Here is a 25,790-nt window from a genome sequence, read left to right as displayed (position 1 = left end):
GCTAAGCCTCGGCGACGACCCCGAGCGCGGTGACGAGCTCGCCGTAGCGGCGGGCGCCGAGTCGGGTGCGCAGTTCCTCTTCGGCGGCCTGTTCCTCGGCCCGGATCTTGGCGACCAGGCTGGCGCCGAGGCTGCTCAGGCCGATGAGGATGCGCCTGCGGTCGTCGGTGGCGGCGACCCGGAAGATCAGCCCGCGTTCGGCGAGATTGTCGGCGTGCCGGGTGGCCGAGGACGGCGCCAGCCGCGCCTGGGTGGCCAGTTCCGACATGGTGATGCCCTGGTCGGTGGACAGCTGCGACAGGATCGCCCAGTGATCGGCCGAGAGATTGTCGGCGGTCAGCGCGGATTCCAGCCGCCGCACCCAGTTCCGCTCGGCACGGCGCAGCGCGGCATGCACTGTGGAATACCCACTTATGATGGACACAGAATGCTTTCCCACCTGCCGAAATATCCTTCGAACGACGCCGTTCGCACCAGTGGATAGAGTACCGAATGCCCACGTTCCACGAGAGCCGGGAGCAGACGATCGAGATTCTCTCGATCGTCCCGACTCAGGGTCCGGGTGGCATCATCGCCCCGTCGTGTACCGCCGCGATCTCCCTCGCGGTCGACGAGATCAACAGCGGCACCGGCATTCTCGGCCGCGAGATCCGGCTCACCACCCTCGACGGCGGCCGCCCGCCGCACGAGGTCGCCACCGAAGTGGAGGCGCTGCTCGCCACCGGCATGATCGGCGCGATCACCGGCTGGCACACCTCGGCGGTGCGCCGCGCGGTCGCGACCGCCACGGCCGGGCGCGTGCCCTACCTCTACGCGACCGATCACGAAGGCCTGCCCGACGAACGTCCCGGCGTGCTGCTGGTCGGCGAACATCCCGATCATCAGACCGTGCCCGCCGCCGCCTGGATGGCCAGGGAACTGGGCGTGCGCCGCTGGGCGGTGATCGGCAACGACTACATCTGGCCCCGCCAGACCGCGCACGCGCTGCGCCGCGCACTGCCCTCCCCCGCCGACATCGTGCTCGAACGCTACGTGCCGCTGGGGACCACCGATTTCCACGCCTTCCTCGACGAACCGGCGCTGCTGTTCGCCGACGCGGTGCTGGTGCTGATGGTCGGCGCCGACACGGCCCGCTTCAACCGGCAGTTCACCGCCACCGGCCTGCCCGCCGTGATGCCGCGCCTGAGCCCCGCCGTGGACGAGAACGTGCTGCTCAGCGCGGGCCCGAAGGCCAATGACAATCTCTACGTGGCCTCGGGCTTCTTCCTCGACGACCACACCGCCGACGGCCGCGACCGCCGCGCCCGCTACCGCAGGCACCAGGGCTCCTTCGCCCCCGCCCTGACCACCTTCAGCAATTCCGCCTACGAGGCAGTACACCTGCTGGGCGCCCTCGCCGACACCGTCGGCACTCTGGACGTGGACGCGCTCTCGGCCCGGCTTGCCGACGGCATCACCGTGGACGGCCCGACCACCCGGCACGGCTTCACGGGCAATCAGGCCGTCGGCCCGGCCTTCCTGGCCAGAGCCGACGGCGTCGACTTCGACATCATCGACCGATTGGCCTGAATCAAGCGTTGATCAGGCTGTCCAGCACCGAGTAGAACATCCCCAGGCCATCGTCGCTCGGGCCGGTGAGGGCCTCGGTGGCGTGCTCGGGGTGCGGCATCAGGCCGACGACGCGGCCGTTGGCCGAGGAGATGCCCGCAATCCCGCGCTGCGAACCGTTCGGGTTCTCGCCCGCGTAGCGGAACACCACGCGACCCTCGCCCTCGAGCTCGTCGAGCACAGTCTGCGAGGCCTGGTAGCGGCCCTCACCCGACTTGAGCGGGATGAGGATCTGCGCGCCCTGCTCGTAGCGTGAGGTCCAGGCGGTGTTGTTCGCCTCGACCTGCAGCCACTCGTCGCGGCAGATGAAGTGCAGGCCCTCGTTGCGGGTGAGCGCGCCCGGCAGCAGCCCGGCCTCGCACAGCACCTGGAAGCCGTTGCAGATGCCGAGCACCGGCAGGCCCTGACCGGCCGCGCGCACGACCTCGCCCATCACCGGCGCGAACCGGGCGATGGCGCCGCAGCGCAGGTAGTCGCCGTAGGAGAAGCCGCCCGGCACGATCACCGCGTCGACACCCTTGATGTCGGCGTCGGCGTGCCACAGGCTCACCGCCTCGCCACCGGCCAGGCGCACCGCGCGGGCCGCGTCGACGTCGTCGAGCGTGCCCGGAAAAGTAATGACGCCGATACGCGCGCTCACGAGACCCGAACGACCTTCCAGTCCTCGATCACCGTGTTGGCCAGCAGCGCCTCGGCGATCTGCTCGAGCTCGGCGTCGGAGACACTCTCGTCCACCTCGAGCTCGAATCGCTTGCCCTGCCGCACATCCGAGATTCCGGCGAATCCCAGACGCGGGAGCGCGCCGACCACGGCCTGTCCCTGGGGGTCCAGGATCTCGGCCTTCGGCATGACCTCGACCACGACTCGTGCCACGCGTTGCTCCTCATGTGGTGTGGGGGTTTACTCCAGAAATCGTAGTTGACCCGGCCGTCGTGCCCGCGTTCCGGGGTCACCGGCGCTTAGCATCGGCATATGCGCATCGCCCACTTCGGTCATTCCTGCATCCTCGTGGAACTGCACGGTGTGAAGGTGCTGTTCGATCCCGGCACCTTCGCGCACGGCTTCGAGGGCATCACCGGACTGGACGCCATCGCGGTGACCCACCAGCATCCCGACCACATCGACCCCACCCGCATCGAAGCCCTGATCGAGGCCAACCCCACCGCCCGCCTGCTGTCGGACCCGCAAACCGCCCAGCAGCGCAGCGAGGGCTGGGAGCCGGTCTCGGCCGGGCAGGTGCTCGAGTTCGGTGACCTGCAGATCACCGGCGGTGGCGGACGTCACGCGGTGATCCACCCGGACATCCCGGTGATCGACAACACCGTCTTCCAGCTCGGCACCGCCGCCGACCCGGCCCAGCTGGTGCACCCCGGCGATTCGCTGTGGGTCCCGCCGGTGCCGGTCGGTGTCCTGGCCATCCCCGCGGTCGCCCCGTGGATGCGGATCTGGGACACCGTCGACTACCTGCGCGCCGTGAACCCGCGCACCGCCATCCCCATCCACCACGGGATCATCGACCCGGGTGCCCACGGCGTCTACTTCGGCAGGCTCAGCGAGATGGCGCCTGCGGGCACCGAGTTCCGCGCCATCGCCCCCGAGGACCAGGCCCAGTTCTGAGTCTCAGCGGTAGGTGCTGAGGAACAGCGCCTCGGCCAGGGCCATGTGCTCGATCTCGCTCGGGTCGACGCTCTCGTTGGGCGCGTGGATCAGGCACTTGGGCTCTTCCACGCCGATCAGCATGATCTCGGCCTTCGGGTAGGTGTCGGCGAAGACATTGCACAGCGGGATCGAGCCGCCCTGCCCCTCGGTGGTGACCGCGCGGCCGTAGGCGGTCTCCATCGCCGCGCCCATGGCGGCACGGGCGGGTCCGTGCTCGGCGGCGGCGAAGGGTTCGCCGAGCGATTCGAGTTCGATGTCGAGCTGGGCGTTCCACGGCACGTGCGCGCGCAGGTGCTTGCTCAGCAGGTCGTAAGCCTGCTTCGGGTCGGTGCCGGGCGGGATGCGCAGGTTGAGCCGGGCCCGGGTGCTGGGCTGGATCGCCGCCGAGGAGCCGACCACCGCCGGCACGTCCATGCCGAGCACCGTCAGCGCGGGACGCGACCAGAGCATGTCGGAGACGGTGCCGCTGCCGACCAGGTCGACACCGTCGAGAACGTCGGCGTCGGAACGGAAGTCGGCGTCGGGGTACTGCGCGCCGGTCCACTTCTGGTCGTTGGTGAGCCCGTCGATGGTGGTGTCGCCGTGTTCGTCGCGCAGGGTCGACAGCAGCTGGATCATCGCGGCCAGCGCGTCGGGGGCGGGGCCGCCGAACATGCCCGAATGCATCGGTCCCGCCAGGGTTTTCACGGTGAGCACCACATTCACCATGCCGCGCAGGGTCTGGGTGAAGGTGGGCACGCCGACGGCGAAGTTGCCGCAGTCGGCGACGAGGATGGCATCGGCGGCCAGCAGGTCGGGGTTGGCGACGACGAACTTCTCCAGCCCGCCGGTGCCCTGCTCCTCGGAGCCCTCGGCCACCACCTTGATACCGATCGGGAAGTCCGGGCCGATGGCGCGCAGGGCGGTCAGGTGGGTGACGATATTGCCCTTGCAGTCGGCCACGCCGCGCCCGTACCAGCGGCCGTTCTTCTCGGTCAGCGTCCAGACCGGGGTGTGCCAGGCGTCGTCACCGAGCGGCGGCTGCACGTCGTAGTGGCAGTACAGCAGCACCGTCGGGGTGCCCGCGGGGCCGGGCTTGTGCCCGATCACGGCCTTGCTGCCGTCCGGGGTCTCGTGCAGGCCGATCTCGGTGAGCCCGGCCGCGGCGAAGGCGTCGGCGACCCACTGCGCGGTCTGCTCGCAGCCCTCCGGCGGGAACTGGCGCGGATCGGCCACCGACTCGAACGAAACCAGCTGGGCCAGATCGTCTTTCGCCTGGGCCATCAGCCCGGAAATCCTGCTGCGCAGCTCTGTGTCGGTGGTCATCGATCACGCCTCACTTGGTGGTGTCGTCCAGTTTCAGGGTGTCCAGATGAGAAAGGTAGTCCGGCAGGCGATCCGGGCAGTAGACGGCGATGGTGAGCGCCACGGCCTTGACGGTGTCGTTGGGTCCGATCACCGGTCGCTGCCCCGGACCGGCCGCGCCGTTGGTGATCGAGGCCTGGTATTTCGCCTTGATCAGCGGTGAACTCGGGTCCTGGCAGACCGAACCGCCGTCCTCGCCGAGCGCGTCGGCGATCACCCGCGTCTCCGGAGCGGGCAGCCCGGCGGCGACCAGATTGTTGTGCAGCTGTTCGGCTTTGGTGTTGGCCTCGGTGCTCTCGCGGATGCCGCGGAAGGTGAGCAGCCCGATCAGCGCGAACACCACGAGCAGGACCGCGGCGGTGATGTAGATCCAGCGGCGCTTGTGGTCGGGAGCGTCTCCGGTGGTCATGCCTTCTCCCCTTCCGGGACGGCGCGTTTCCAGCTCTCACTGCGGTTTCGGTAGAACAGGTACGGGATGAGCAGGCCGACGATGCCCATGCCGCCGCCGACGATCAGCACGTAGATCCACGGGCTGCCCGCGCCGAACTGGGAGGGCGGCACGAACCCGATGGCGAACGCCGCGATCGAGGACACCGCGCCGAGTCCGCACAGCGCGAACAACATCGGTGCCCGGTAGCCGCGCGGATGACCGGGATCGTCGCGGCGCAGTTTGGCGGCCGCGGCGAACATCAGCACATACATGATCAGATACACCTGCGTGGTGATCACCGACAGAATCCAGTAGGCGCTCGAGACATTCGGGATGAAGGCGTAGAGCAGCGCGATGAAGGTGGTGAACACACCCTGCGCGACCAGCATGTTCTGCTGCACACCGTGTTTGTTCAGCTTGGTCAGGACCGGCGGCAGATAGCCCTCGCTGCGCCCGATCAGCAGCAGCCCCTTGGACGGTCCCGCCAGCCAGGTGAGCATGCCGCCCAGCGCCGCGGCCACCAGCGCGATGCCGACGATCGGGGTGAGGAAACCGATCCCGAAGTGGCTGAAGAAGCCGTCGAAGGCCTGCATCACGCCCGCGGTGAGACTCAGGCTGGCCGAGGGCACCACCCAGCTGATCGCCAGCGCGGGCAGGATGAAGATCACCAGCACCAGCCCCATCGCCAGGAACATCGCCTTGGGGAATTCCTTGGCCGGATTGCGCAGCGAGGAGACGTGCACCGCGTTCATCTCCATGCCCGCGTAGGACAGGAAATTGTTCACGATCAGCACCAGGCTGGCCAGACCGGTCCACGCGGGCAGCAGATGACCCGAATCCATCGGCGCCGCGGACGGATTTCCCTGCGCCAGGAATACCAGACCGAGCACCACCAGCACCGTGCCGGGAATGAGCGTGCCGATCACCAGGCCCATGCTCGACAATCCGGCCACCGTCTTGGTGCCCTGCGAGGACACGTACACCCCGGCCCAGAAGACGGTGATGATCACGATCGCCACATACAACCCGTTGGACGCCAGCGAGGGATGGATGATGTAGGCGAAAGTGCTTGCCACATAGGCGAGCAGGCTCGGGTAGTAGAAGATCGTCATGGCGAACTGGCACCAGACGGCGAGAAAGCCGAGCGGTTTGTTCAGCCCCTCCCCGACCCATTTGTAGACCCCGCCCTCCCAGCCCGAGGCCAATTCCGCAGCGACCAGCGAGGTCGGCATGAGGAACAGGATCGCGGGAATGACGTAGAGGAATACGCACGCCAGACCGTAGACGGCCATGGTGGGTGCCGAGCGGAGGCTGGCCACCGAACTCGTGGTCATCAGCGCCAGGGTGACCCAGGACAGATATTTCGTCGTCGTCGCGGCTTTCGTCGCGGTGCCCGTCATCAGCGCTGCCTCCTGCTGTGTACCGCACAACCAAGGGAAACTCGCCCATGCATAGTAACCGCTGAGCATCCCGTCGGTAAGCTCGAAACGAGCACTTATGCGATGAGATCGTCACCAGATCGACCCAGAGCAAACACCCGGCAGTGCACCCTCTCCCTGGAGGCAGACAGTGGCCGAGACTCCGGACCGCCATGACCTTTTCAGTCTTCCCGGTTTCACCCGTCCCGCCCCGCAGGGCGATTTCCCCACCCTGGAACTCACTCCCGACGTCGCCTACGAGATCGTGCACGACGAATTGATCCTCGACGGCGTCGCCCGGATGAACCTGGCGACCTTCTGCACCACCTGGATCGACGATCAGGCCCACCGGCTGATGGCCGAATCGGTGGACAAGAACATCGTCGACAAGGACGAATACCCGCAGACCGCGGAACTGGAGAAACGCTGCGTGCGGATGCTCGCCGACCTGTGGCACGCCCCCGATCCGGCCACCACACTCGGCACCTCCACGACAGGTTCGAGCGAGGCCGCGATTCTCGGTGGGCTCGCCGCGAAATTCCGCTGGCGGGCGGCGGGCGGCACCGGCACACCCAATCTGGTCTCCGGGCCGGTCCAGGTCTGCTGGGAGAAATTCGCCCGCTATTTCGATGTGGAACTACGTCAGGTTCCGCTGCGCGCCGACAACTACACCCTGCACCCCGACGACCTCGCGAAATACTGCGACGACAACACCATCGCGGTCGTCCCGACTTTCGGCCAGACCTTCACCGGCCTGTTCGAGGACGTCGCCGCCATCAGCGCGGCCCTCGATCGCCTGCACGCCGGCGGCGGCCCCGATATCCCGATCCACGTCGACGCGGCCAGCGGCGGTTTCCTCGGCCCGTTCACCGCACCGGACCTGGTGTGGGACTTCCGGATTCCGCGCGTGAAATCCATCAACGCCTCCGGCCACAAGACCGGACTCGCACCGCTCGGCGTCGGGTGGGCGATGTGGCGCGAGGCCGCGGATCTGCCGCGTGAGCTGGTTTTCGATGTGGATTATCTCGGCGGCAACATGCCCACCTTCAATCTCAATTTCTCCCGCCCCGGCGGCCAGGTGATCACGCAGTACTACGACTTCATCCGGCTCGGCCGCACCGGATACACCCGTGTGCAGTCCGCGATCTATCTCGTCGCCCGGCATTTCGCGCGTGGCCTGGCCGAGCTCGGGCCGTTCGAGCTGATCCACGCCGCCGAACCCGACCGCGGCATCACCGCGGTGGCCTGGAAGCTCACCGACGGCGCCGACTACAACCTCTACGACCTGTCCGACCGGCTGCGCGCCCGCGGCTGGCTCATCGCCGCCTACCCACTGCCCGCCGACCGGCAGGACGAGACCATCATGCGGGCGGTCTTCCGGCACGGCTTCACCGTCGACATGGCCGAACTGCTGCTGGCCGATATCGGCCGCGGGCTGCGTCAGCTGGCCGACAACCCGTGGCGCACCCCGCTCACCAAGGAGCAGGCGGGCGGTTTCACCCACGACGCCGCCCCCGAAGTGCCCTGAAAGGCCACCGCCGCGCTCGATCGCCCACGCGCGCGGCGGTGGCGGTATCAGGCGGCCCGGACCGCCGGGAACGGGTCCCAGCGGTAGACCTCGCTGCGCGCACCGTGATACAGCGCCAGGTCGACCGCGTCGAGCATCGCCTGGCGCGGACCCGGCCGCTGCAACTGCGCGGCCGAGATCGCCAGCCGCAGCACCCCGCCGCGCCGGGCGGTGCGCGCCGCGCCCATCACCAGCGCCCGGCACCACCACGGTTCGGCCCGGAAACCCTCGCCGATCCCGTACACCCGCGCCCGCTGGACGGTGTCGCGTTCCAGATCGAGAATGCTGAACAGGCTCAGCGCGAGCCGGAAACCCACGTCCGGCAGGGCATCCAGCGCGCCCGCCGAGGCGTCCCAGCGCGGGGCCGCGAACAGCCGGGTGCGCAACTGCGCCTGTTCCATCACCCGATCCGCCGCCGTGAGCCGCAGGGTGGCCTCGTGCCGGGGCAGACTCGCGAACTCCGCGCGCCGCGTTTTCGTGGCCGCCTGGTCGTAGCCGTGCAGCACGATCGCGTCACCGTCGTGGCGCCTGCCGCGCAGCCAGGACTGCGTGGCGGGATCGTCGACGAGCCGGTACTTCCCCTTCAACCGGGGCGCCACCAGCAGCGACAGCCGCACCGCCCGCCGGTCCATCTCCGCCGCGAACTCGATCGCGGCATCCCGGGTGGTGTCCCTGATCCCCGACACCGAAACGATCAGCTCAGCGTTCATGACCTGACGATGTCAGCCCGAGATGACACCCGCGTGCTGCCCCGATGACACCGCGACGAACAACTCACCACCCCTGCCAGTGCAGCACTTCCTCGCGCGGCACCCGGACCGCGGGCCGGAAATCCGTGCCGTGCGTGAAGGCCAGCGGCAGGAAGGCCGCCAGCATCACCTTGTCGTACGGCACGCCGAGGATCGCCGCGAGTTCCCGCTCCAGCGGCGCCTGCGCGATGGTCCACACCGTGCCGAGCCCGCGAGCGCGCGCTGCCAGCATGAAGCTCCACACGGCGGGCAGGATCGAGCCCCAGATCCCCGCCTGGATCTCCACCGAGGCGCGATCGGTACGCCCCTCGACCGCCGGGATCACGAAGGCGGGCACCCGGTGGATATTGTCGGCCAGGTAGCGCAGACCGTCGAAAACCTTTGCGGTGGAACGCGGATCGACCCGCATCCGTTCGTGGTCCCTGGCCGTCAGCGGCGCCGCCTCACCCAGCGTCAATGCCCGCCGGAAGATGTCGGCGAGCTCGCGCCTGCGCCGCGCCTCGGTGACGACGAGGAAGTGCCAGCGCTGCCGATTGCGCCCGGTCGGCGCCTGCGTGGCCAGGTCGACGCACTCCTCGATCAGTTCACGCGGCACCGGCCGGTCGAAATCGAGCCGCTTGCGCACCGCCCGCGTGGTGGACAACAGCTGGTCCGGGGTCAGATCGAGGGTCATGCGCTCTCCTGGATGGACGAAGCTGATCATCTACTGGCAGATCATCTGCACTCAGATGAATCCGACCGTAGAGGCACTACCGTCTGCCGTCAAACGATCTGCGCACAGATGATTCAATGGACGCACCCGATCCAGGAGGCCCCATGTCGACCTACTTCCCCCGCCTCGCCGCCGAACGCCCCGATATCGCCCTGTGCCGCGCCTCATCCGCCGTCGCCCGCGCGGGCGAAGCGCACGCGACCGCCCAGGGCCTCGGCGTCGGCCAGCACCTCGTCCTGAAGATGCTGTCCGAGGTCGGCCCCTGCTCCCAGCAACAGCTCGCGGTGGAACTGCGCATCGACCGCAGCGTGATGGTCAACGTCTGCGACGACCTCGAACAGTCGGGCTACGTCCGGCGCGAACGCAACCCACAGGACCGCCGCTCCTACGCCGTCACCCTCACCGAGGCCGGCCGCGATCGCCTACGCCTGGCCGAGGCCGCCACCCCCACCTTCCTCGATGACGCGTTCGCCGCGCTCACGGCGGACGAACGCGCGCAACTCACCACCCTGCTCGGCAAGCTCCTCGCCCGGATCACTTGACCCACGAGTTGTCGCTCACCCCTATGCGTCCGCCAGGCCGACCTTGTCCAGTACCCAGGCGTACTCGAAGCCGACTTCCTTCCACTTCTCGTAGCGCCCGCTCACACCGCCGTGGCCCGCGGTCATCTCGGTCTTGAGCAGCAGTTCGCTGTCGCCGGTCTTGGTGGCGCGCAGCTTGGCGACCCACTTGGCCGGTTCCACGTAGAGCACGCGGGTGTCATTGAGGCTGGTGATGGCGAGGATGGCCGGGTAGTCCTTGGCCTCGACGTTCTCGTAGGGCGAGTACGACTTCATGTACTCGTAGACGTCCTTGTCCGCCAACGGGTTTCCCCACTCGTCCCATTCGATCACCGTCAGCGGCAGCGACGGGTCGAGGATGGAGGTGAGCGGGTCGACGAAGGGCACGTTCGCGAGGATGCCGGTGAACAACTCCGGTGCCAGGTTGGCGACCGCGCCCATCAGCAGGCCGCCCGCGCTGCCGCCGTCGGCGATGAGCCGGTCGGCGGCGGTGGCACCGGTGTCGATGAGATGCTCTGCGCAGGAGACGAAGTCGGTGAAGGTGTTCTTCTTCAGCAGCGTCTTGCCGTGCTCGTACCAGAGCCTGCCCATCTCACCGCCGCCGCGCACGTGCGCCACCGCGAACACCATGCCGCGATCCAGCAGCGACAACCGCGACACCGAGAACGACGGGTCGATGCTGGCCTCGTAGGAGCCGTAACCGTAGAGCAGCATCGGCTTCGGGCCCTCGGGCAGCCCGCGGCGCTTGATGATCGAGATCGGGATGCGGGTGCCGTCGTGCGCGACCGCCCAATCCCGGTGCTGCTCGTAGTCGTTCGCGTCGTAACCGCCCAGCACCGGCTGCTCCTTGCGCAGCAGCAGCTCACCCGTGGCGGGCACATAGTCGAACACCTGCATCGGGGTGATGAACGAGGTGACGCCCACCCGCAGCGTCGGCTGCTCCCACTCCGGGCTCGAACCCGCACCGGCGGCGAACAATTCGAGACCGAAGTCGAGTTCGGTGAGCTCGCCGTAACCGTCGGCGGTCAGCGGCCAGACCGAGATGCGCGGCAGCGCGTCGCGTCGGTAGCCGAGCACCAGGTGATCGGCGAAGGCGTCGATGTCCTCGAGCCGGACGTCTTCGCGATGCCCGATCAGCAGCGTCATGGCGGACGGGTCGGTGGCGGGCGCCTCCGCGAGGACGAAGTTCTCCGCCTTCACGCCGTCGACCACGTCGTTGTGCAGGATCAGGAAGCGGTCCTCGCCGCCGATCACCGCGTGCTCGGCCGAGTACTCCACACCCTCGCGACGCTCGAGCAGCACCCGGAACTCGCCCTCGGGATTGTCGGACTCCAGCACCCAGCCCTCGGTGGTGATCTTGGAACCGAGCCAGATCATCAGGTACTTCTCGGAGCGGGTGGCGCCCACACTGACCCAGTAGCGTTCGTCGGGCTCGTGGAAGACGGTCACGTCGGCGTCGGAGCCGGTGCCGATGCGGTGGCGCCACACGGTGTCGGGGCGCCACGACTCGTCGACGGTCTGATAGAAGATGTGCGTGCCGTCCAGCGACCAGGTCGCCCCCGGCGCCGCACCGGCGACCTCGTCGGGCAGCAGCTCGCCGGTGGTCAGGTCCTTGATCCGCAGGGTGTAGCGCTCGTCGCCGGTGCTGTCGACGGAGTAGGCCAGCAGCTTGCCGTCGTGGCTGAGCGAGAACGCGCCGAGCGCGAAGAAGTCCAGGCCCTCGGCCAGGACATTGCTGTCGAGCAGCACTTCCTCACCCTCGATGACGGTGTCCACCTCGAGCTGCGGCGGGGTCCACGCGTCGATGCCCTCGGCGTTCGCGTCGATCGGACAGCGGCAGTGCACGCCGTACTGTTTGCCCTCGAAGCTGCGCGAGTAGTACCAGTACTCGCCCAGCCGGGTCGGCACCGAGAGATCGGTCTCCTGGGTGCGCGCCTTGATCTCGTCGAAGATCTTGTCCCGCAGCGGCTGCAACTGGCCGGTGCGCGCCTCGGTGTAGGCGTTCTCGGCCTCCAGATGCGCGATGACCTCGGGGGATTCCTTGTCCCGGAGCCACTCGTACTCGTCGACGAACGTATCGCCGTGATGCACCCGTTCGGTGGGCACCTTCTTCGCGATCGGCGCCGACACCGACTCAACATTCTCGCCAGCCATGCGCTCCACCGTAGCCGCCGCACTCCCGCGCGGCCCGGCAACTCACCCGGTCACCGGACCCGCGGAAGAATCTCAGGCGCCCAGCGCCGGGCCGATGACCGGCCAGGAGGCGTGCAGCGCGTCCTGCCAGTACGACCAGGAGTGCGTCCCGACCGGGTGGTAGTCGATCCTGGCGCCGATGCCCGCGGCGCGCAGACGCTGATCGAAGGCGACCATGCAGGTGTTGACGCCCAGTTCGATCGGACCACCGAGGAAGATGTTCTCCGCCAGCTGCGGCTTGATCTCGGCCTCGTGCGGCCCGGGGATGCCGGTCCCGGTGGACAGATACAGCGCCTTGCCACGCAGCCCGTCGACCATCAGGGCCGGGTCGTGCGCCGCCCATTCCGGACTGCCGGGCGCGCCCCACATGTTCACCGGATTCCCGCCGCGATTGGCGATCGAGAACATGATCGCCGCGGCCGCCATCGCGCTGTCGGGGCACGCACTGTACCCGGCGACGGCCCGGTAGAGCCCGGGATGCCGGGCGGCCAGGATGTAGGCCGCGTTGCCGCCCATCGACAGGCCGCCGATGCCGTTGACGCCGTTGCCGTTGAACTGGCCGTCGATCAGCCCCGGCAGTTCCTGGGTGAGGAAGGTTTCCCACTTGTACCGGCCGAACCGCGGGTCGTCGGTGATCCAGTCGGTGTAGTAGCTGGCCTGCCCGCCCATCGGCAGCACCACGTTGACGTTCTTGCCGCGGAAGAAGGCCTCGGCGTCGGTGGCGTTGGTCCAGGTGCTCTGGCCGATGCCCGGGTCGAGTCCGTCGAGCAGGTAGTACGTGCCACGCGAGCCGCCGCCGGCCGGGTGCAGGACCTGGAGGTCGACATTGCGTCCCATCGCCGGCGAGGTGACCGTGATGGCCGTGCGGGTGGCGCTGAGCTCGTTCACCCCGACGATCTGCGCCGCACCGGCGGGCGCGGGGTGCACCACCGCCGGTCCGATCAACGCGATGGCGAAAGCCAGCACTGAAGCAGCAACACCCGTACGACGCACGTCCCACCCTCCATTACCGCATGCCAATGACAGTCCAAGGTAACCCATGAGTGGGGGAAGTCACAGCATTCGGCGTTTCGGGCGTTTCTTCAGCAAACTTCACGGTTTGCAATGACCGGTTCGCCCGAAAATGCAGGTCAGCGGGTGAGAGCGCCGCGAATCGAGCCCGCGAGATAGTCGAGATCGGCGCGGGCGGGCGAACTCGGGCGCGCCCGCAGCCCGAACCCGTCACCGGGCCTGCGCGGGATCACGTGCAGGTGCACATGGAAGATCTCCTGCCCGGCCGTGACGCCGTCGGCGAGAAAGAAATTCACGCCATCGGCGGCGACCTCGCTGTCGCGCAGGGCGGCGGCGATCCGCTGGCCGACCTGGAACAGCTTGCCACCCAGGGCAGGATCGAGATCGGCCAGACTCGGGGCGACGACCTTGGGTACGACCAGCACATGGCCGGGTGTCAAGGGGCGAATATCCATGAACGCCAGCACATCCTCGTCCTCGTACACCTTGGACGAGGGCGCGCGCCCGGCGACGATGTCACTGAAGATCGTGTATGGATTCACGCGCGTACGGTAGCGGGCCCGGAATTTTCGTGCACTTCGGCCGTCCGCAGTCAGAAAACTGACCGCGGCGAAGCGAAGTGCACGAAAACGCCGGATCAAAGAATCGGCGACGGCGTGTAGCGTGCGGCCTCCGGGTTGGCCTCGACCAGCTTCTGCACCTGCGCCACCACCTCGGACACCTGGTCCGTGGCCGCGCCGATGAACGCCGACTTGTCGGCCAGCGCCGCGTCGAGCCCGGCGCGGTCCAGCGGCATCCGGTCGTCGGCGGCCAGACGGTCCAGCAGATCGGGCTCGCGGCCCTGCTCGCGCATGGCCAGCGCCACCGCCACGGCGTGCTCCTTGATGACCTCGTGCGCGGTCTCGCGCCCGACACCCGCGCGCACCGCCGCCATCAGGATGCGGGTGGTGGCCAGGAACGGCAGGTACCGGTCGAGCTCGCGGGAGACCACCGCCGGGTAGGCGCCGAACTCGGCGAGCACGGTCAGGAAGGTCTCCATCATGCCGTCGATGGCGAAGAACGCGTCCGGCAGCGCGACGCGGCGCACCACCGAGCAGAACACGTCACCCTCGTTCCACTGCGCGCCCGACAGCTCGGCCGCCATCGAGGCGTACCCGCGCAGCACCACCTGCAGGCCGTTGACGCGCTCGCAGGAGCGGGTGTTCATCTTGTGCGGCATGGCCGAGGAGCCCACCTGACCCGGCTGGAAACCCTCGGTGACCAGCTCGTGCCCGGCCATCAGCCGGATGGTGTGCGCGAACGACGACGGCCCGGCACCCAGCTGCACCAGCGCGGAGAGCACATCGAAGTCCAGCGACCGCGGATACACCTGGCCGACGCTGGTGAACACCGAGGCGAAGCCGAGGTGGGTGGCCACCTGCCGCTCGAGCGCGGCGAGCTTGCCCGCGTCACCGTCGAGCAGGTCGAGCATGTCCTGGGCGGTGCCCATCGGGCCCTTGATGCCGCGCAGCGGGTAGCGGTCGATCAGCTCGCGCAGCCGGGTGAGCGCGACGAGCACCTCGTCGGCAGCGGAGGCGAAGCGTTTGCCCAGGGTGGTGGCCTGCGCGGCGACATTGTGCGAGCGGCCGGCCATCACCAGCGTCTGGTACTCGGCGGCCCGTTCGGCCAGCCGTGCCGCGATGGCGATGCCGTGCTTGTAGACGTGCTCGAGCGACAGGCGCACCTGCAGTTGCTCGACGTTCTCGGTGAGGTCGCGGCTGGTCATGCCCTTGTGCACGTGCTCGTGCCCGGCCAGCGCGTTGAACTCCTCGATGCGCGCCTTCACGTCGTGGCGGGTCACCCGCTCGCGCTCGGCGATCGAGGCCAGATCCACGTGGTCGATGACCCGCTCGTAGTCCTCGATCACCCCCGCCGGAACCTCGATCCCCAGCTCACTCTGGGCCCGCAGCACCTCCAGCCACAGCCGGCGCTCGAGCACGATCTTGTTCTCGGGCGACCAGAGCGCGACGAGCTCCGGGCTGGCGTATCGGGTGGCGAGGACATTCGGGACGAGGGTCACGAACACTCAGTCTAGTTGGCGCACCCGCTCGGGTTGCTGGGGCATCAGGTTCGGGACCACGGGCGGGGCGACGATGTCGATCATCTCCAGCAGGCCGGCCCTGGCGGGGCGGCGGGGCTCGGAGTGTCCTTCGATCAGGGCGCCGACCACCGCGCTGTCGACCACGGCGACCAGGCGGCGCAACTGCTCGGGGCGCACCACTCGATCGGAGCGGCGCAGCACGTCGGCGAGCAGGTCTTCGAGCTGGGTGCGTAGTCGGAGCTGGACTTCACGTAATTCGGGGTGGCGGGCGGAGGCAACGGACCGCTCGTAGCGGGCGATGAGCTGACCGCGCGCGTCGAGGTCGCTGTCGTCGGGGCCGACGAGCAGGTCGAGTACCAGGTCGACGGTCGCCTCGGCACCGCGCCTGCGGTGGCTCACCTCGCCGACGCGGCGGCGCATGGCGTCGAGTTCGATCGCGCCGCTGAACTCGACGGCGCGGGCGATCAGATCTTCCAGGGACTCGAAGTAGTAGGTGGTCGAGGCGAGCGGAAGATCGGCCCGCGACGCCACCGACCGATGTCGCACCGCATCGAAGCCACCTTCGAGCAAGAGTTCAGCCGCCGCCGCCACCAGTGCCTGGCGACGTCGTTCGCCTTTGGGGGTCGTTGCGGTGGTCACCGTGCCATCGTGCCAGTCATCATCAGTTCAACCGTGCGCAATCGTCATCGGGGAAACGCTGGGAAATCGGGATAACTGATTTTTACCGCATCCTGGCACCGAAGTGTTCGTACTAGGGAAAGTTGTTGTCGCACATCACTGTTGACAGATGAACTGGTCAGTACTTCAGGAAGCGTCCCAACCGGTCCAGCGCTGCGGCGATGTCGTCGGTGGCGCCGGCGAAGGAGAACCGGACTGTTCGGTCGCCGTGCACGGTGTCGAAATCGAGGCCGGGTGCCAGCGCGACGCCCGTCTCGGCGAGCACCTCGGCGCACCAGGCGCGCGAATCGTCGGTCAGGTGTGTGATGTCGGCGTAGGCGTAGAAGGCGCCGTCGGCGGGGGCGAGATCGGTGATGCCGAGCGCGGGCAGGCCCTCGAGCAGCAGCGCGCGGTTGGCGGCGTAGCGGCGCACGTGCCCGTCGAGCTCGTCCTTGGCCTCGGGCCCGAACGCGTGCACCGCCGCGTACTGGGAGATGGCGGGCGGGCACACGGTCATATTCGAGGCCAGGCGTTGCAGCGCCGGACGCAGATCGGCCGGGGCCAGCATCCAGCCCAACCGCCAGCCGGTCATCGAGAAGTACTTCGACACCGACCCGATCACCACCGCGTCGCGGGAGAACTCCCAGGCCGAGGCGGTCGGCGTGCTCGCGCCGTAGGTGATGCCGTGGTAGATCTCGTCGGAGATCAGCAGCGTGCCGTGCTGTTCGCACCAGCGCGCCAGCGCGGCGAGTTCGGCCGGGTCGATCATCGTTCCGGTGGGGTTGGCCGGGCTCGCGACCACCAGACCCGCGGGCGGTTCCGGCAGTGCTTCGAGCATGTCGACGGTCGGCTGGAAACGGGTCTGCGGACCGCAGTCGAGCTCGACGACCCGACAGCCCAGCGCCGTCAGCGTGTTGCGGTAGGCGGGGTAGCCGGGCCGGGCGACCACCACGGTGTCGCCCGCGTCGAAGGCCGCCAGGAAGATCAGCGTGAACGCGCCGGAGGACCCGGTGGTCACCACCACTTCGTCCGGGTGCACGTCGTAGCCGTAGGTCTCGCTGTGGTGCCCCGCGATGGCCTCGCGCAACGGCAGGATGCCGAAGGTCTCGGTGTAGCCCAGCAACTCGTGGTCGATGGCGGCCCTGGTGGCCCGCAGCACCGGCGCGGGCGCCTGGGTGGAGGGCTGTCCCGCGGCCAGGACCAGCACATCTCCGTGCGACCTGGCGCGTTCGGCTGCCGCTTTCCACACATCCATCACGTAGAAAGGGGGAATGGTCGACCGGCGCGATTCTCTGGACACTCGACAGACGGTAGAGCACCCGATTGCGCACGTTCACAGATATGGTCGGCACAATGGCTTCGACAGCGAACACGCAGCCACCGACACGGCCGGTCCGGCAGCGTCGGGAACGGGGCGCGGGGGCAGCATGCGGACATCGACGGTGAGCGCGCGGACGCGGGGCGGTGCCCGGTGAAGCCGCTGTCACGCACGCGGCGCCGGACCGCGACCGACGAGGCGCCGGCCGAGCAGCCCCCGACCGACGCCTCCTCGACCCGGACCGAGGCCGAACCGCCTGCGCCGTCGGCCGACCCATCCACATCCGTGCACAGCGGCCCCTCGGCACCGCCGTCCGCAACCTCCGTCGCGGGCAGGAGCGGCCGTCCACGCCAGGCCATGGTCAACGGCCGCCTCCTCCCCGCGAACTGGCGGACCGAGCAAGCCCCGAAACCCGCTGTCACGGAACGATTCTCCACCTGGGCCGCGAGGTACCCCATCGTCGGCGAAGTCGCCGGTGAGCTGCGCAGCGGCGAAGTCCGCAAGGTGTTCTGGCAGCGGCCACGGGCCACGGCCGCAGCGCTGTGGTCACGCAGGCCGAGCCCGGAGCGACTGCGGCACCTCGTGATCGAGCGCCGCGTGCTGATCGCCGGAATCGCCGCCGTGGCGCTGTTCGCCGCCGCCGACGGACACCTCGGCGGCGGCCTCGCCCAGCACCCACCACAGCCCGGTGAGGCCCAGCGCGTCGCCATCGCCTATCCCCCGCAGGTCCCGCCGAACCCGCAGTCGGCGGCCCGCATGCTCGCCGCCATCGCCAAGGGCGAGAAGCGGCGCGAGGCGGGCGTGGTCGCCGCGGCCACGCTGGCCACCCTCGAGCGCGCCAAAGCCGAGGCGGCGGCCGCGGCGTCGGGCGAATGGCAGCCGTGGATGGGTGACCGCGCACCGGTGGTGCCGGGCGTGCTGGTCCCCGGCTCGACCCCGTCGACCGGCGGTTTCAGCCTGCCCGCCAAGGGCGCGTTCACCTCGGGTTTCGGTTCCCGCTGGGGCACCATGCACCGCGGCATCGATATCGCCGCCCCCATCGGCAGCCCGATCTACGCGGTCGCCGACGGCACCGTCATCGAGGCGGGCCCCGCGCAGGGCTTCGGCCTGTGGGTCCGCATCAAACACGACGACGGCACCATCAGCATCTACGGCCACATGTACGACTTCTTCGTCTCCCCCGGCGAACGCGTCCCCGCGGGCATGCAGATCGCCCGCATCGGCAACCGCGGCGACTCCACCGGCCCGCACCTGCACTTCGAGATCGTGCAGAACGGTCAGCACGTCGACCCCCAGGCCTGGCTGGCCGTGCACGGGCTCAGCCTGACCTAGGGGTCGCGCGGAAAACTACTTCGCGCGCTCCGGCACCACGACCTCGGTCGCGCCGATATCGGTACGGAAGTGGCTGCCGGGCAGCTTGATCTGCGCCAGCCGCGCATAGGCACGCTCCCGGGCCTCGGCCAGGTCGGCACCGACGCCGACCACGTTGAGCACGCGCCCGCCCGCCGACACCAGCGCCTTGTCCTCGCGCAGCGCGGTGCCCGCGTGCATCACCAGGGTCTCGCCCTCGAGCGCGCTGTCCTCGGCGCCGCTGATCACATCGCCGGTGCGCGGCCGGGCCGGGTAGTTCTCGGCGGCCAGCACCACGGTGATCGCCGCGCCGTCCTTCCAGCGCGGCGGCTCGACCTCGGCCAGGCGGCCGGTGGCGGTGGCGTGCAGCAGCTCGGCGAAGGGGCTGTCGAGCAGGGCCAGCACGGCCTGGGTCTCGGGATCGCCGAAGCGGCAGTTGAATTCGACCACCGCCGGGCCGTTGGTCCCGATCGCCAGCCCCGCGTACAGCAGACCGGAGAACGCGCTGCCCCGGCGAACCAGTTCGGCCGCAACGGGTTTCACCACGTCCTCGACGATCTCGGTGAGCGTCTCGGCGGGCAGCCACGGCAGCGGCGTGTAGGCGCCCATGCCGCCGGTGTTGGGCCCGGAGTCGCCGTCGCCGACGCGCTTGTGGTCCTGCGCGGGCAGCAGCGGCACCACGGTCTCGCCGTCGACCAGGCAGAACAGCGACACCTCGGGCCCGTCCAGGAACGACTCCAGCAGCACCGGATGTCCCTGTTCGAGCAGCTCGGCGCCGTGCTCGCGCGCGGCCGCGCGATCGGCGGTCACCACCACGCCCTTGCCCGCGGCCAGGCCGTCGTCCTTGACCACCCAGGTCGGGCCGAAGCGGTCCAGGGCGGCGTCGAGCTCGGCGGGGCTGTCCACGATCTCGCTGTGCGCGGTCCGCACGCCCGCGGCGGCCATCACGTCCTTGGCGAACGCCTTGGACCCTTCGATCCGCGCCGCGTCGGCCGAGGGACCGAACACCGGGAACCCGGCCGCGCGCACCGCGTCGGCGATCCCGAGCACCAGCGGCACCTCCGGCCCGATCACCACCAGGTCGGCGGACACCTCCGCGGCCAGCGCCACCACGGCCTCGGCCGAGCACGGATCGACCGCGCGCAGCTCGGCGTGCTGACCGATCCCTGGGTTGCCGGGGGCCGCGATCACCGCCGTCACCGAGGGATCCCGGCGCAGCGCCAGGACGAGGGCATGTTCACGGGCTCCGGAACCGATGACGAGTACGCGCACGCAGACAGATTAATCGAGCACAATGGAGCCAAGAGTCATCGGGGCGAAGGGGACACCATCATGGGACTGCTCGACGGAATGATGGGCAACGCGGGTCGCGTGGACCCCGCTGCCGCACAACAGGAATACGCGAAACTGTTCGGCCAGGGCGAGCAGGTGTACTCGGCGTTCCTGCTGGTCCGCGACGCGATGCTGTTCACCAACCGCCGCCTGATCATGGTCGACAAGCAGGGTGTCACCGGCCGCAAGGTGAGCTATCACAGCATCCCGTACCGCTCGATCACCCGCTTCGCCGTGGAGACCGCGGGCACCTTCGACCTCGACGCCGAGCTCTACATCTGGGTCGGCAGCAGCCAGGAACCGCTCAAGCAGCGCTTCAACCGTCAGGTCGACATCTACGAGGTGCAGGGCATCCTGTCCCACTTCGTCGCCATCTGACGCCCGGTCACCCGCCGGGTCAGCGCCGCGCCGCCCGCATCGCCGCCACGGCCAGCAGGACAGCCAGCAGCCAGAGCACCGCACCCATCGGCACCGCCGGAAACCACGGCCCGATGCCGTCCGGGAATTCCGCCGCGCGCGGAACCAGCAGCCCGAGCAGCACCTGCGCGAGCACACTCACCGCCGCCATCGCCGGCCACCAGCCCGGCCGCACGCGCCGCACCCACACCGCCGCCGCGAGCGCGGGCGCGGCCATCAGCACCGCCGTCAACGGAACCACCCAGGCCAGCTGGGTGACGACCGGCAGCGTGACAGTCGTCAACTGCACCACCCACACCACCACCACGAGCGCCGGAACCACCACGAACCCCAGCCCCAGCCACCCGCGAATCCACCGGTCCAGCCCCGTACCCACCTGCACCACAGCCGGTTCCTCCCCGCCTGGGCAAGAGCTAGGCTCGCCCGTATGGCATCCGTTTTCAGCGCGATCATCGCAGGCCAGCTGCCCGGGCGGTTCGTCTGGTCCGACGACGAGTTCGTCGGCTTCCTCACCATCGCCCCCGTCACCCAGGGCCACACCCTCATCGTGCCCCGCGCCGAACTCGACCAGTGGCAGGACATCGACCCCGAGGTCATGGCCCGCATGACCGGCGTCGCCCAGAAGGTCGGCCAGGCCGTCCGCACCGCCTTCGACGCCCCCCGCGCCGGCCTGCTCATCGCCGGCCTCGAGGTCCCCCACCTGCACACCCACGTCTTCCCCGCCTACACCATGGGCGACTTCGACATCTCCGGCGCCGACCCCTCCCCCACCCCCGAATCCCTCGACGAAGCCCAAACCAAGATCAAGTCCGCCCTCCGAGACCTGGGCCACGCAGCCAACGTCCCCGACTGACCCTCCAACCCGAGGGAACCGAATCGTCGGCCGATGCGTCTATAGAGATCGAGTGGGTGTTGTGCGGAACAAGGAGACAATGATGCGACTGGTCGGCTTGGCGGCCGCGAGCTGCGCGGTGCTCGCGCTCGTGGGGTGCTCGAAGGAGGTCGACGGGCAGCCGGAAGCGAGCGGGGCTCCGTTGACCAAGGAGCAGTTGTTCGATCCGTGCGCGGTGCCGGATGATGTGCTCCTGGCAGCGGGTGCCGATCCTGCGTCGAAGGACGATAATCCGTTCTCAGTGGAACGGGATGAGTGGAAGGGTTGCAGTTGGACAGCAGGCAACTACTTCATTAATTTCACGTCGACCACGAATACACTTCAAGATTTTCGCGCCAACGACTACCTACACGATTTCCGAGATATCACGGTCGGCGATCGACCAGCGCTCCAGTTCCTACTTGGGAGCAGAACCCCGGCTGATCAGTGCGAAATCGCGTTCGCCACCACCAGCCACGGAACCGTCACAGTGAACGCAGCCTTGTTTATCGACGACAAATCGGGAACCGATCCATGTCCGCTGGCCAATGCTGCCGCCGTGACATTCTTGGATATTATTCCCAAGTAGTCGTCAGCACAGATCAAGGGGAGACAGCGACGATGGCAAAAAATGAAGCCGCCGACCAGTTCAAGGTACTAGCCACCCAGGCAGCTGCGGGAGAACTGATCATCGAATATGAAGCTGCTGAAAAGTGCGCAAAATGGTGCGATGAATATATCACCGACCTGCGAGAGCTTTCCAGGCGTACGCAGCGAATGGTTCTTGTCGATTCTTTTGGGGACCTGAACTCTGCCAAGGCACTCGGAAAGAAGTTCCTCGACCTGGCAGAAGGGGGCGAAGGAACCGGCTCCTACCTCGACGCTGCCACCAAGCATATTGAGATCCTCACGCAGATGGCCGACATGTATCGCAAAGCCGGCGCCGCCTACAAGAACTGCGACGAGGCAACACAACTCGCCATCAAGCAGCAAACCAACAAGATCGACTGAGTTCGGGGGATTCGATGACGTTCACAAGCTTTATGACTGGCCTCGGAGCCGGTGTCGGAAACGCCCTGGGAATGGGCTCCGGCGTCGGTGCCGCGATCGGCAACCGCGTCGGCTCACTGTTCGAATGGGATGTCTCCCAGACCGATACGGAACGCAAAGCCCAGGAAGATGGCAACAACGAACGTACTCGGATCTATGCCGACAACAAGGCCCTGGCCAACGGATTCAACGGTGAGTACACCACGCAAGTCGTTCCCGCGGCTATGGAAGACTTCACAGATATGTCACATTCACGAATAATGCAATTCGTGAATTCTGTCAATATCGAGACGATGGGCAAGAGCATCGAGGGTTGGCAGACCCTCGCCAAAGATACCGGCACCAAAGGCCAGGCCTTCCACGATAATATCGCGAAGGAAATGGAGCGCGGCTGGTCCGGTAGCGCCGCCAGCCAGGCCCTGGCCAGCACCAAGAGTTATCTCGCCGACGTCGGCAAGGTGAAGCAGGCGGCCGAACTGATCGCCAACAAGATGGAAGAGGCGCGGTCCGGATTCCAGCAGGTCAAATACTCGGTCCCGCACGAGTCCGATGATCAGTCCACCTCCAAACTGGGCATCGTCACGTCCTTCCTGTCCCCAGCAGCAGGCTTGCTCATCGATGCAACCAGTTCCGGGCGTTCGGACGCGGCCCAGGATGCCGCCCGCGAGGTCATGAAGACCGTTTATAAACCGGTCGCCGAACAATCCGACACCCAGGTTCCCAAGGTCCCCCTGCCGGTCGACCCCTCTTCCGACAAACCGGATGACGGCAAGAACAAGCCCACCGGCAACCAGAACGACAACAACAACAATCAAAACGGCACCAAGCCGACCACCACCAACCCCACCACCGAGGACCCGACGACCGAGGACCCCACCACCGAGGACCCCTCGACCGACGACCCGAGCGACGACGACACCACCGACGACGACACGAACCCGTCGACCACCCAGCCCGACACCACCCCCGAAACCCCCACCACCACCGACCCGGGCACCACTCCGGCCGGCACCACCCCGAGCGGCCTCACTCCCGGCGGCGGCAGCCCCGGTGGCAGCCCGGGCGGCGGCAGCCCTGGCGGCACTCCCGGCGGCACCCCCGGCACCCCGACCGCAGGCACCCCGGGCTCCCCGAACGCGGCGGGCGCCGCAGGCACCGCGGGCACGGCAGGCGGCCGCAACGGCATGACGGGTATGGGCGGCATGGGCGCACCCGGCGGGCGCGGCGGCGGCAAGGACGACGAGAACGAGCACTCGGCTCCCGACTACCTGCGCGGCGTGCACGAGGAACTCCTCGGCCCCGACCGCCTGCACGTCCCGCCTGTGATCGGTGGCGACGCATGACCGACTCCTGGGAGCTGACCCCGTTCGAGTTCTGGGTCGCCTGGGAAACGCTCGGCCGCGACCGCATGCCGTGGCCGCTCACGTTCACCTCCGGCGTGGAAACCCAGGTCGAGTTCGACCAGCAGTGCCGCCGTGCCGCCGATTCCCTGATCGCCAAGATCGGCACCGACGAGTCGCTCTATCACGCCCTGCACGCCCTGGCCCATCCCGACCTGCGCCTGGAACTGTTCGGCCACCGCTTCGACGGCCGCACCCGGATGATCCGCGCGTGCGGCGCGACCGAGTCAAACACCGGTGTCGTCGCCGCCCAGATCCCCGCCGAGGAATACGGCAAGGGCGGCAACATCCTGATCTACCTGCGCTCGTCCTCGGCCGTGGTGAACCGCCTGATCGGCATCCTCCCCAAGGTCCCCCCGGGCACCACCGGCGGCTTCAACGTCCACCGCGACGAACTCACCGCCACCCCCGACCCCTACGCCCGCCACCGCTCCCCCGGCGAACAAGCCAAAACCTTCCTCACCCGCCCTTTCCGCACCTACGCCGAATTCCGCGTAGACACCGGCCCAGCCCTCGACGGCTGGAAAGAAGGCGGCACCCGCCTCCAGATAATCGACTACACCGACGACGGCCGCTACCTCATCCACGAGGAAGAACGAGTCCGAGCCACCCCCACCACCCCCGACCACCTAGCCACCGAACTCCAATCCCTCATAGACAAAGCCACCCGCCCCACCACCCAATCAGCCTGGTACTGAACCACATCCAGCACCACCGACCGAGGAGCGCATCACGCCCTCCTCGGTCACCTAGGCGCTGGTCCGAGCACGGTTTGCCTGTAAGTCTCCGGGATCGAGCGCCACCTACCTGGCTGATCCGCCGCAGTGACGCAGGTGTGACGGCCTATCGTGCCGACAACCGCTGGTTGATCAATTGATTCAGTGAGACTTTGAGCTCCTTGGCCTCACGGACCAGCCGAGCGTGCAACTCCGAGCTGGTACGCACCAGGAACCGCCCGCTGTAGCTCTGCTCCGCGAGCGGCACAGGGATGTGCTCGCCATTCACAGCCATGTCTTTCACGGTGTCCGCAACAAGCACTCGCAGCCCTTCGAGTGCCTCCTCCTGGGTAGGGGCGAGCCAGGAGAGCGATGGAAACTCCGCGCACAGCGCAACGAACTCTTCGTCCGGGGCGGACCAGAGCACACGATAGGCATAGTGAGTCGGTTCCGGCAGGTTGCTGAGGTCGTACATGCTAGGCACCCTCCTCCGGCTCCATCTGCTGCAGCTTGTCGATCGCCGCAACAACCTGCGTGACTGGTTCCACGCTGCCGCGGTAGCCCGACGAACTCGACAGACACCGCGTCGAGCTCGTCAATCTACAAATGCTATCGCTTCGGCAAGCAACCGCCGAAGACCGAGGCATGGTAGAACCAGGCTTCTAATGAATCGCATCCTGGCCATCCTGATCACCTGTGCCTTCGGCCTCTGCCTCGGCGCCGCGACCCTCATGGCGCTGAGCCAGCCGATCAATGTGGTGGCCTATTGGGCTGGGTATGGCGATCCGGTGCAGGTGGTGGTCACCGAAGGGTCCTCGGGTTGGAGCTGGGGTCGCAGCGATCCTGGCGAGGGGCGAACAGTGGTCGGGGACAGCATGGTTCGGCTCTATGACGTCAGCGTGGGCGAGACGGTCACCGCTCGTGCGCGTCTGATCAATATCGGCACCGAACCGTACCTGTACCACGGCTCCCTCAACGCGGCCGCGGACCTCGTCTGGCTCATCCCCACCATCCTTTTCGGCGCCCCCTTCGCCCTGCTGATCCTCGCGGTCGTCGCACCGAGCCGCGTCCACCACATCACGCGACGACTCCAGGCATACAACGAACGAAAGCGCTGACCGGCACACACGAATCCTGCTCATACCCTGCGGATTCGAGCAATCATCGGTCCAGATCGCAACGTGCCGAAGCAGTTTGCCGATCTGTTACCAAAGGTGTACCGTCGCGAACACAGAACGGCCCCCGGGAGTGCTTGAGGTTCCCCCGCTAATCCGGAGAGCGGATTATCTGGTTCCAGCGGGAACCCGGTGATGATAGCCGGCTTCGTACTCGTCGGGCGATCGCCAGC

29 protein-coding genes are annotated in these 25,790 nt (G+C 68.0%); 12 read left to right on the top strand and 17 right to left on the bottom strand.

Annotated elements, in window-relative coordinates; genetic code table 11:
- Position 1: 1 nt before the first annotated feature.
- Entirely contained in the window at positions 2-439 is a 438-nt protein-coding gene (locus ACWEMY_RS14780) for a MarR family winged helix-turn-helix transcriptional regulator (protein WP_452390444.1), read from the bottom strand.
- 53 nt (positions 440-492) lie between these two features.
- Here ACWEMY_RS14780 and ACWEMY_RS14775 point away from each other — a divergent pair, with 53 nt between their 5' ends.
- On the top strand, positions 493-1,569 hold the full coding sequence (locus ACWEMY_RS14775; RefSeq protein ID WP_452390443.1) for a substrate-binding domain-containing protein: 1,077 nt from the start codon (positions 493-495) through the stop codon (positions 1,567-1,569).
- A gap of 1 nt (position 1,570) precedes the next feature.
- Here the strand turns inward: ACWEMY_RS14775 and purQ are convergent, their stop codons facing one another.
- Together purQ and purS are read right to left on the bottom strand one after the other, a co-directional pair.
- Complete coding sequence (gene purQ / locus ACWEMY_RS14770) at positions 1,571-2,248, bottom strand: phosphoribosylformylglycinamidine synthase subunit PurQ (protein WP_452390442.1); 678 nt, start codon at positions 2,246-2,248, stop codon at positions 1,571-1,573.
- A complete protein-coding gene (gene purS, locus ACWEMY_RS14765; protein WP_022565847.1) occupies positions 2,245-2,481 on the bottom strand; it encodes a phosphoribosylformylglycinamidine synthase subunit PurS in 237 nt (78 codons plus the stop codon). Before purS ends, purQ begins: the two co-directional genes overlap by 4 nt.
- A 99-nt stretch (positions 2,482-2,580) precedes the next feature.
- Between purS and ACWEMY_RS14760 the strand changes: the two genes are divergently transcribed.
- Positions 2,581-3,225, top strand: coding sequence for an MBL fold metallo-hydrolase (locus tag ACWEMY_RS14760; protein ID WP_452390441.1), 645 nt, complete (start codon positions 2,581-2,583; stop codon positions 3,223-3,225).
- A 3-nt stretch (positions 3,226-3,228) separates the two neighbouring features.
- On the opposite strand, the gene ACWEMY_RS14755 is transcribed toward ACWEMY_RS14760, so the two are convergent.
- Genes ACWEMY_RS14755 through ACWEMY_RS14745 form a run of 3 tightly spaced genes read right to left on the bottom strand, consistent with a single transcriptional unit; the run spans position 3,229 to position 6,441 of the window.
- On the bottom strand, positions 3,229-4,572 hold the full coding sequence (locus ACWEMY_RS14755) for a M20/M25/M40 family metallo-hydrolase (RefSeq protein WP_452390440.1): 1,344 nt from the start codon (positions 4,570-4,572) through the stop codon (positions 3,229-3,231).
- A gap of 10 nt (positions 4,573-4,582) precedes the next feature.
- The gene (locus ACWEMY_RS14750) at positions 4,583-5,020 is read right to left on the bottom strand and encodes a hypothetical protein (RefSeq protein ID WP_452390439.1); all 438 of its coding nucleotides are present in this window, start codon (positions 5,018-5,020) and stop codon (positions 4,583-4,585) included.
- The gene (locus ACWEMY_RS14745; RefSeq protein ID WP_452390438.1) at positions 5,017-6,441 is read right to left on the bottom strand and encodes an APC family permease; all 1,425 of its coding nucleotides are present in this window, start codon (positions 6,439-6,441) and stop codon (positions 5,017-5,019) included. Before ACWEMY_RS14745 ends, ACWEMY_RS14750 begins: the two co-directional genes overlap by 4 nt.
- Before the next feature lie 169 nt (positions 6,442-6,610).
- Between ACWEMY_RS14745 and ACWEMY_RS14740 the strand changes: the two genes are divergently transcribed.
- Complete coding sequence (locus ACWEMY_RS14740) at positions 6,611-7,987, top strand: glutamate decarboxylase (protein ID WP_452390437.1); 1,377 nt, start codon at positions 6,611-6,613, stop codon at positions 7,985-7,987.
- A 47-nt stretch (positions 7,988-8,034) separates the two neighbouring features.
- Here ACWEMY_RS14740 and ACWEMY_RS14735 read toward each other — a convergent pair whose 3' ends face one another.
- Together ACWEMY_RS14735 and ACWEMY_RS14730 are read right to left on the bottom strand one after the other, a co-directional pair.
- Positions 8,035-8,736, bottom strand: coding sequence for a DUF2334 domain-containing protein (locus ACWEMY_RS14735; protein WP_452390436.1), 702 nt, complete (start codon positions 8,734-8,736; stop codon positions 8,035-8,037).
- 64 nt (positions 8,737-8,800) lie between these two features.
- The gene (locus ACWEMY_RS14730) at positions 8,801-9,448 is read right to left on the bottom strand and encodes a nitroreductase family protein (protein WP_452390435.1); all 648 of its coding nucleotides are present in this window, start codon (positions 9,446-9,448) and stop codon (positions 8,801-8,803) included.
- 143 nt (positions 9,449-9,591) lie between these two features.
- Here ACWEMY_RS14730 and ACWEMY_RS14725 point away from each other — a divergent pair, with 143 nt between their 5' ends.
- Entirely contained in the window at positions 9,592-10,029 is a 438-nt protein-coding gene (locus ACWEMY_RS14725) for a MarR family winged helix-turn-helix transcriptional regulator (protein WP_452390434.1), read from the top strand.
- Between the two features lie 21 nt (positions 10,030-10,050).
- On the opposite strand, the gene ACWEMY_RS14720 is transcribed toward ACWEMY_RS14725, so the two are convergent.
- The 6 genes from ACWEMY_RS14720 to ACWEMY_RS14695 form a co-directional block, all read right to left on the bottom strand.
- Positions 10,051-12,201 carry a S9 family peptidase gene (locus tag ACWEMY_RS14720; RefSeq protein ID WP_452390433.1) on the bottom strand — a complete coding sequence of 717 codons (2,151 nt, stop codon included), beginning with the start codon at positions 12,199-12,201 and terminating at the stop codon, positions 10,051-10,053.
- Positions 12,202-12,273: 72 nt separating this feature from the next.
- Complete coding sequence (locus tag ACWEMY_RS14715) at positions 12,274-13,233, bottom strand: alpha/beta hydrolase (RefSeq protein WP_452390432.1); 960 nt, start codon at positions 13,231-13,233, stop codon at positions 12,274-12,276.
- Between the two features lie 137 nt (positions 13,234-13,370).
- Positions 13,371-13,793 carry an HIT family protein gene (locus tag ACWEMY_RS14710; protein ID WP_452390431.1) on the bottom strand — a complete coding sequence of 141 codons (423 nt, stop codon included), beginning with the start codon at positions 13,791-13,793 and terminating at the stop codon, positions 13,371-13,373.
- Between the two features lie 95 nt (positions 13,794-13,888).
- The gene (gene purB / locus ACWEMY_RS14705) at positions 13,889-15,310 is read right to left on the bottom strand and encodes an adenylosuccinate lyase (RefSeq protein ID WP_452390430.1); all 1,422 of its coding nucleotides are present in this window, start codon (positions 15,308-15,310) and stop codon (positions 13,889-13,891) included.
- Between the two features lie 6 nt (positions 15,311-15,316).
- Positions 15,317-15,970 (bottom strand): TetR/AcrR family transcriptional regulator, encoded by a 654-nt coding sequence (locus ACWEMY_RS14700; RefSeq protein ID WP_452390429.1) that lies wholly within the window; start codon positions 15,968-15,970, stop codon positions 15,317-15,319.
- Between the two features lie 157 nt (positions 15,971-16,127).
- Positions 16,128-17,288: a pyridoxal phosphate-dependent aminotransferase gene (locus ACWEMY_RS14695; RefSeq protein WP_375933525.1), complete on the bottom strand. Its 1,161-nt coding sequence runs from the start codon at positions 17,286-17,288 to the stop codon at positions 16,128-16,130.
- Positions 17,289-17,663: 375 nt separating this feature from the next.
- On the opposite strand from ACWEMY_RS14695, the gene ACWEMY_RS14690 reads away from it, so the two are divergent.
- Positions 17,664-18,638, top strand: coding sequence for a M23 family metallopeptidase (locus ACWEMY_RS14690; RefSeq protein WP_452390428.1), 975 nt, complete (start codon positions 17,664-17,666; stop codon positions 18,636-18,638).
- A gap of 15 nt (positions 18,639-18,653) precedes the next feature.
- Here ACWEMY_RS14690 and purD read toward each other — a convergent pair whose 3' ends face one another.
- Positions 18,654-19,928, bottom strand: a complete 1,275-nt coding sequence (gene purD / locus ACWEMY_RS14685; protein ID WP_375933519.1) for a phosphoribosylamine--glycine ligase — start codon at positions 19,926-19,928, stop codon at positions 18,654-18,656.
- A gap of 60 nt (positions 19,929-19,988) precedes the next feature.
- On the opposite strand from purD, the gene ACWEMY_RS14680 reads away from it, so the two are divergent.
- Positions 19,989-20,366, top strand: coding sequence for a PH domain-containing protein (locus tag ACWEMY_RS14680; RefSeq protein ID WP_278264774.1), 378 nt, complete (start codon positions 19,989-19,991; stop codon positions 20,364-20,366).
- 19 nt (positions 20,367-20,385) lie between these two features.
- Here the strand turns inward: ACWEMY_RS14680 and ACWEMY_RS14675 are convergent, their stop codons facing one another.
- Positions 20,386-20,790: a hypothetical protein gene (locus ACWEMY_RS14675; protein WP_452390427.1), complete on the bottom strand. Its 405-nt coding sequence runs from the start codon at positions 20,788-20,790 to the stop codon at positions 20,386-20,388.
- 42 nt (positions 20,791-20,832) lie between these two features.
- Here ACWEMY_RS14675 and ACWEMY_RS14670 point away from each other — a divergent pair, with 42 nt between their 5' ends.
- The 5 genes from ACWEMY_RS14670 to ACWEMY_RS14650 all read left to right on the top strand — a co-directional run bounded on the left by ACWEMY_RS14670 (position 20,833) and on the right by ACWEMY_RS14650 (position 24,424).
- A complete protein-coding gene (locus ACWEMY_RS14670; protein WP_452390426.1) occupies positions 20,833-21,258 on the top strand; it encodes an HIT family protein in 426 nt (141 codons plus the stop codon).
- Positions 21,259-21,340: 82 nt separating this feature from the next.
- Positions 21,341-21,865, top strand: coding sequence for a DUF3558 domain-containing protein (locus ACWEMY_RS14665; RefSeq protein WP_452390425.1), 525 nt, complete (start codon positions 21,341-21,343; stop codon positions 21,863-21,865).
- Between the two features lie 32 nt (positions 21,866-21,897).
- Positions 21,898-22,287, top strand: coding sequence for a hypothetical protein (locus ACWEMY_RS14660; protein WP_452390424.1), 390 nt, complete (start codon positions 21,898-21,900; stop codon positions 22,285-22,287).
- Positions 22,288-22,301: 14 nt separating this feature from the next.
- On the top strand, positions 22,302-23,669 hold the full coding sequence (locus ACWEMY_RS14655; RefSeq protein WP_452390423.1) for a PPE domain-containing protein: 1,368 nt from the start codon (positions 22,302-22,304) through the stop codon (positions 23,667-23,669).
- Entirely contained in the window at positions 23,666-24,424 is a 759-nt protein-coding gene (locus ACWEMY_RS14650; protein ID WP_452390422.1) for an ESX secretion-associated protein EspG, read from the top strand. The genes ACWEMY_RS14655 and ACWEMY_RS14650 overlap by 4 nt, the downstream gene beginning before the upstream one ends.
- A gap of 145 nt (positions 24,425-24,569) precedes the next feature.
- Here the strand turns inward: ACWEMY_RS14650 and ACWEMY_RS14645 are convergent, their stop codons facing one another.
- Positions 24,570-24,917 (bottom strand): type II toxin-antitoxin system HicB family antitoxin, encoded by a 348-nt coding sequence (locus ACWEMY_RS14645; protein WP_452390421.1) that lies wholly within the window; start codon positions 24,915-24,917, stop codon positions 24,570-24,572.
- A gap of 190 nt (positions 24,918-25,107) precedes the next feature.
- Between ACWEMY_RS14645 and ACWEMY_RS14640 the strand changes: the two genes are divergently transcribed.
- Entirely contained in the window at positions 25,108-25,560 is a 453-nt protein-coding gene (locus ACWEMY_RS14640) for a hypothetical protein (RefSeq protein WP_452390420.1), read from the top strand.
- Positions 25,561-25,790: the final 230 nt, after the last annotated feature.

The sequence above is a fragment of the Nocardia sp. NPDC004415 genome (assembly GCF_053602435.1).
The sequence above is the reverse complement of the archived record's forward strand: the minus strand, read 5'-3'. Positions and strand labels throughout refer to the sequence as shown.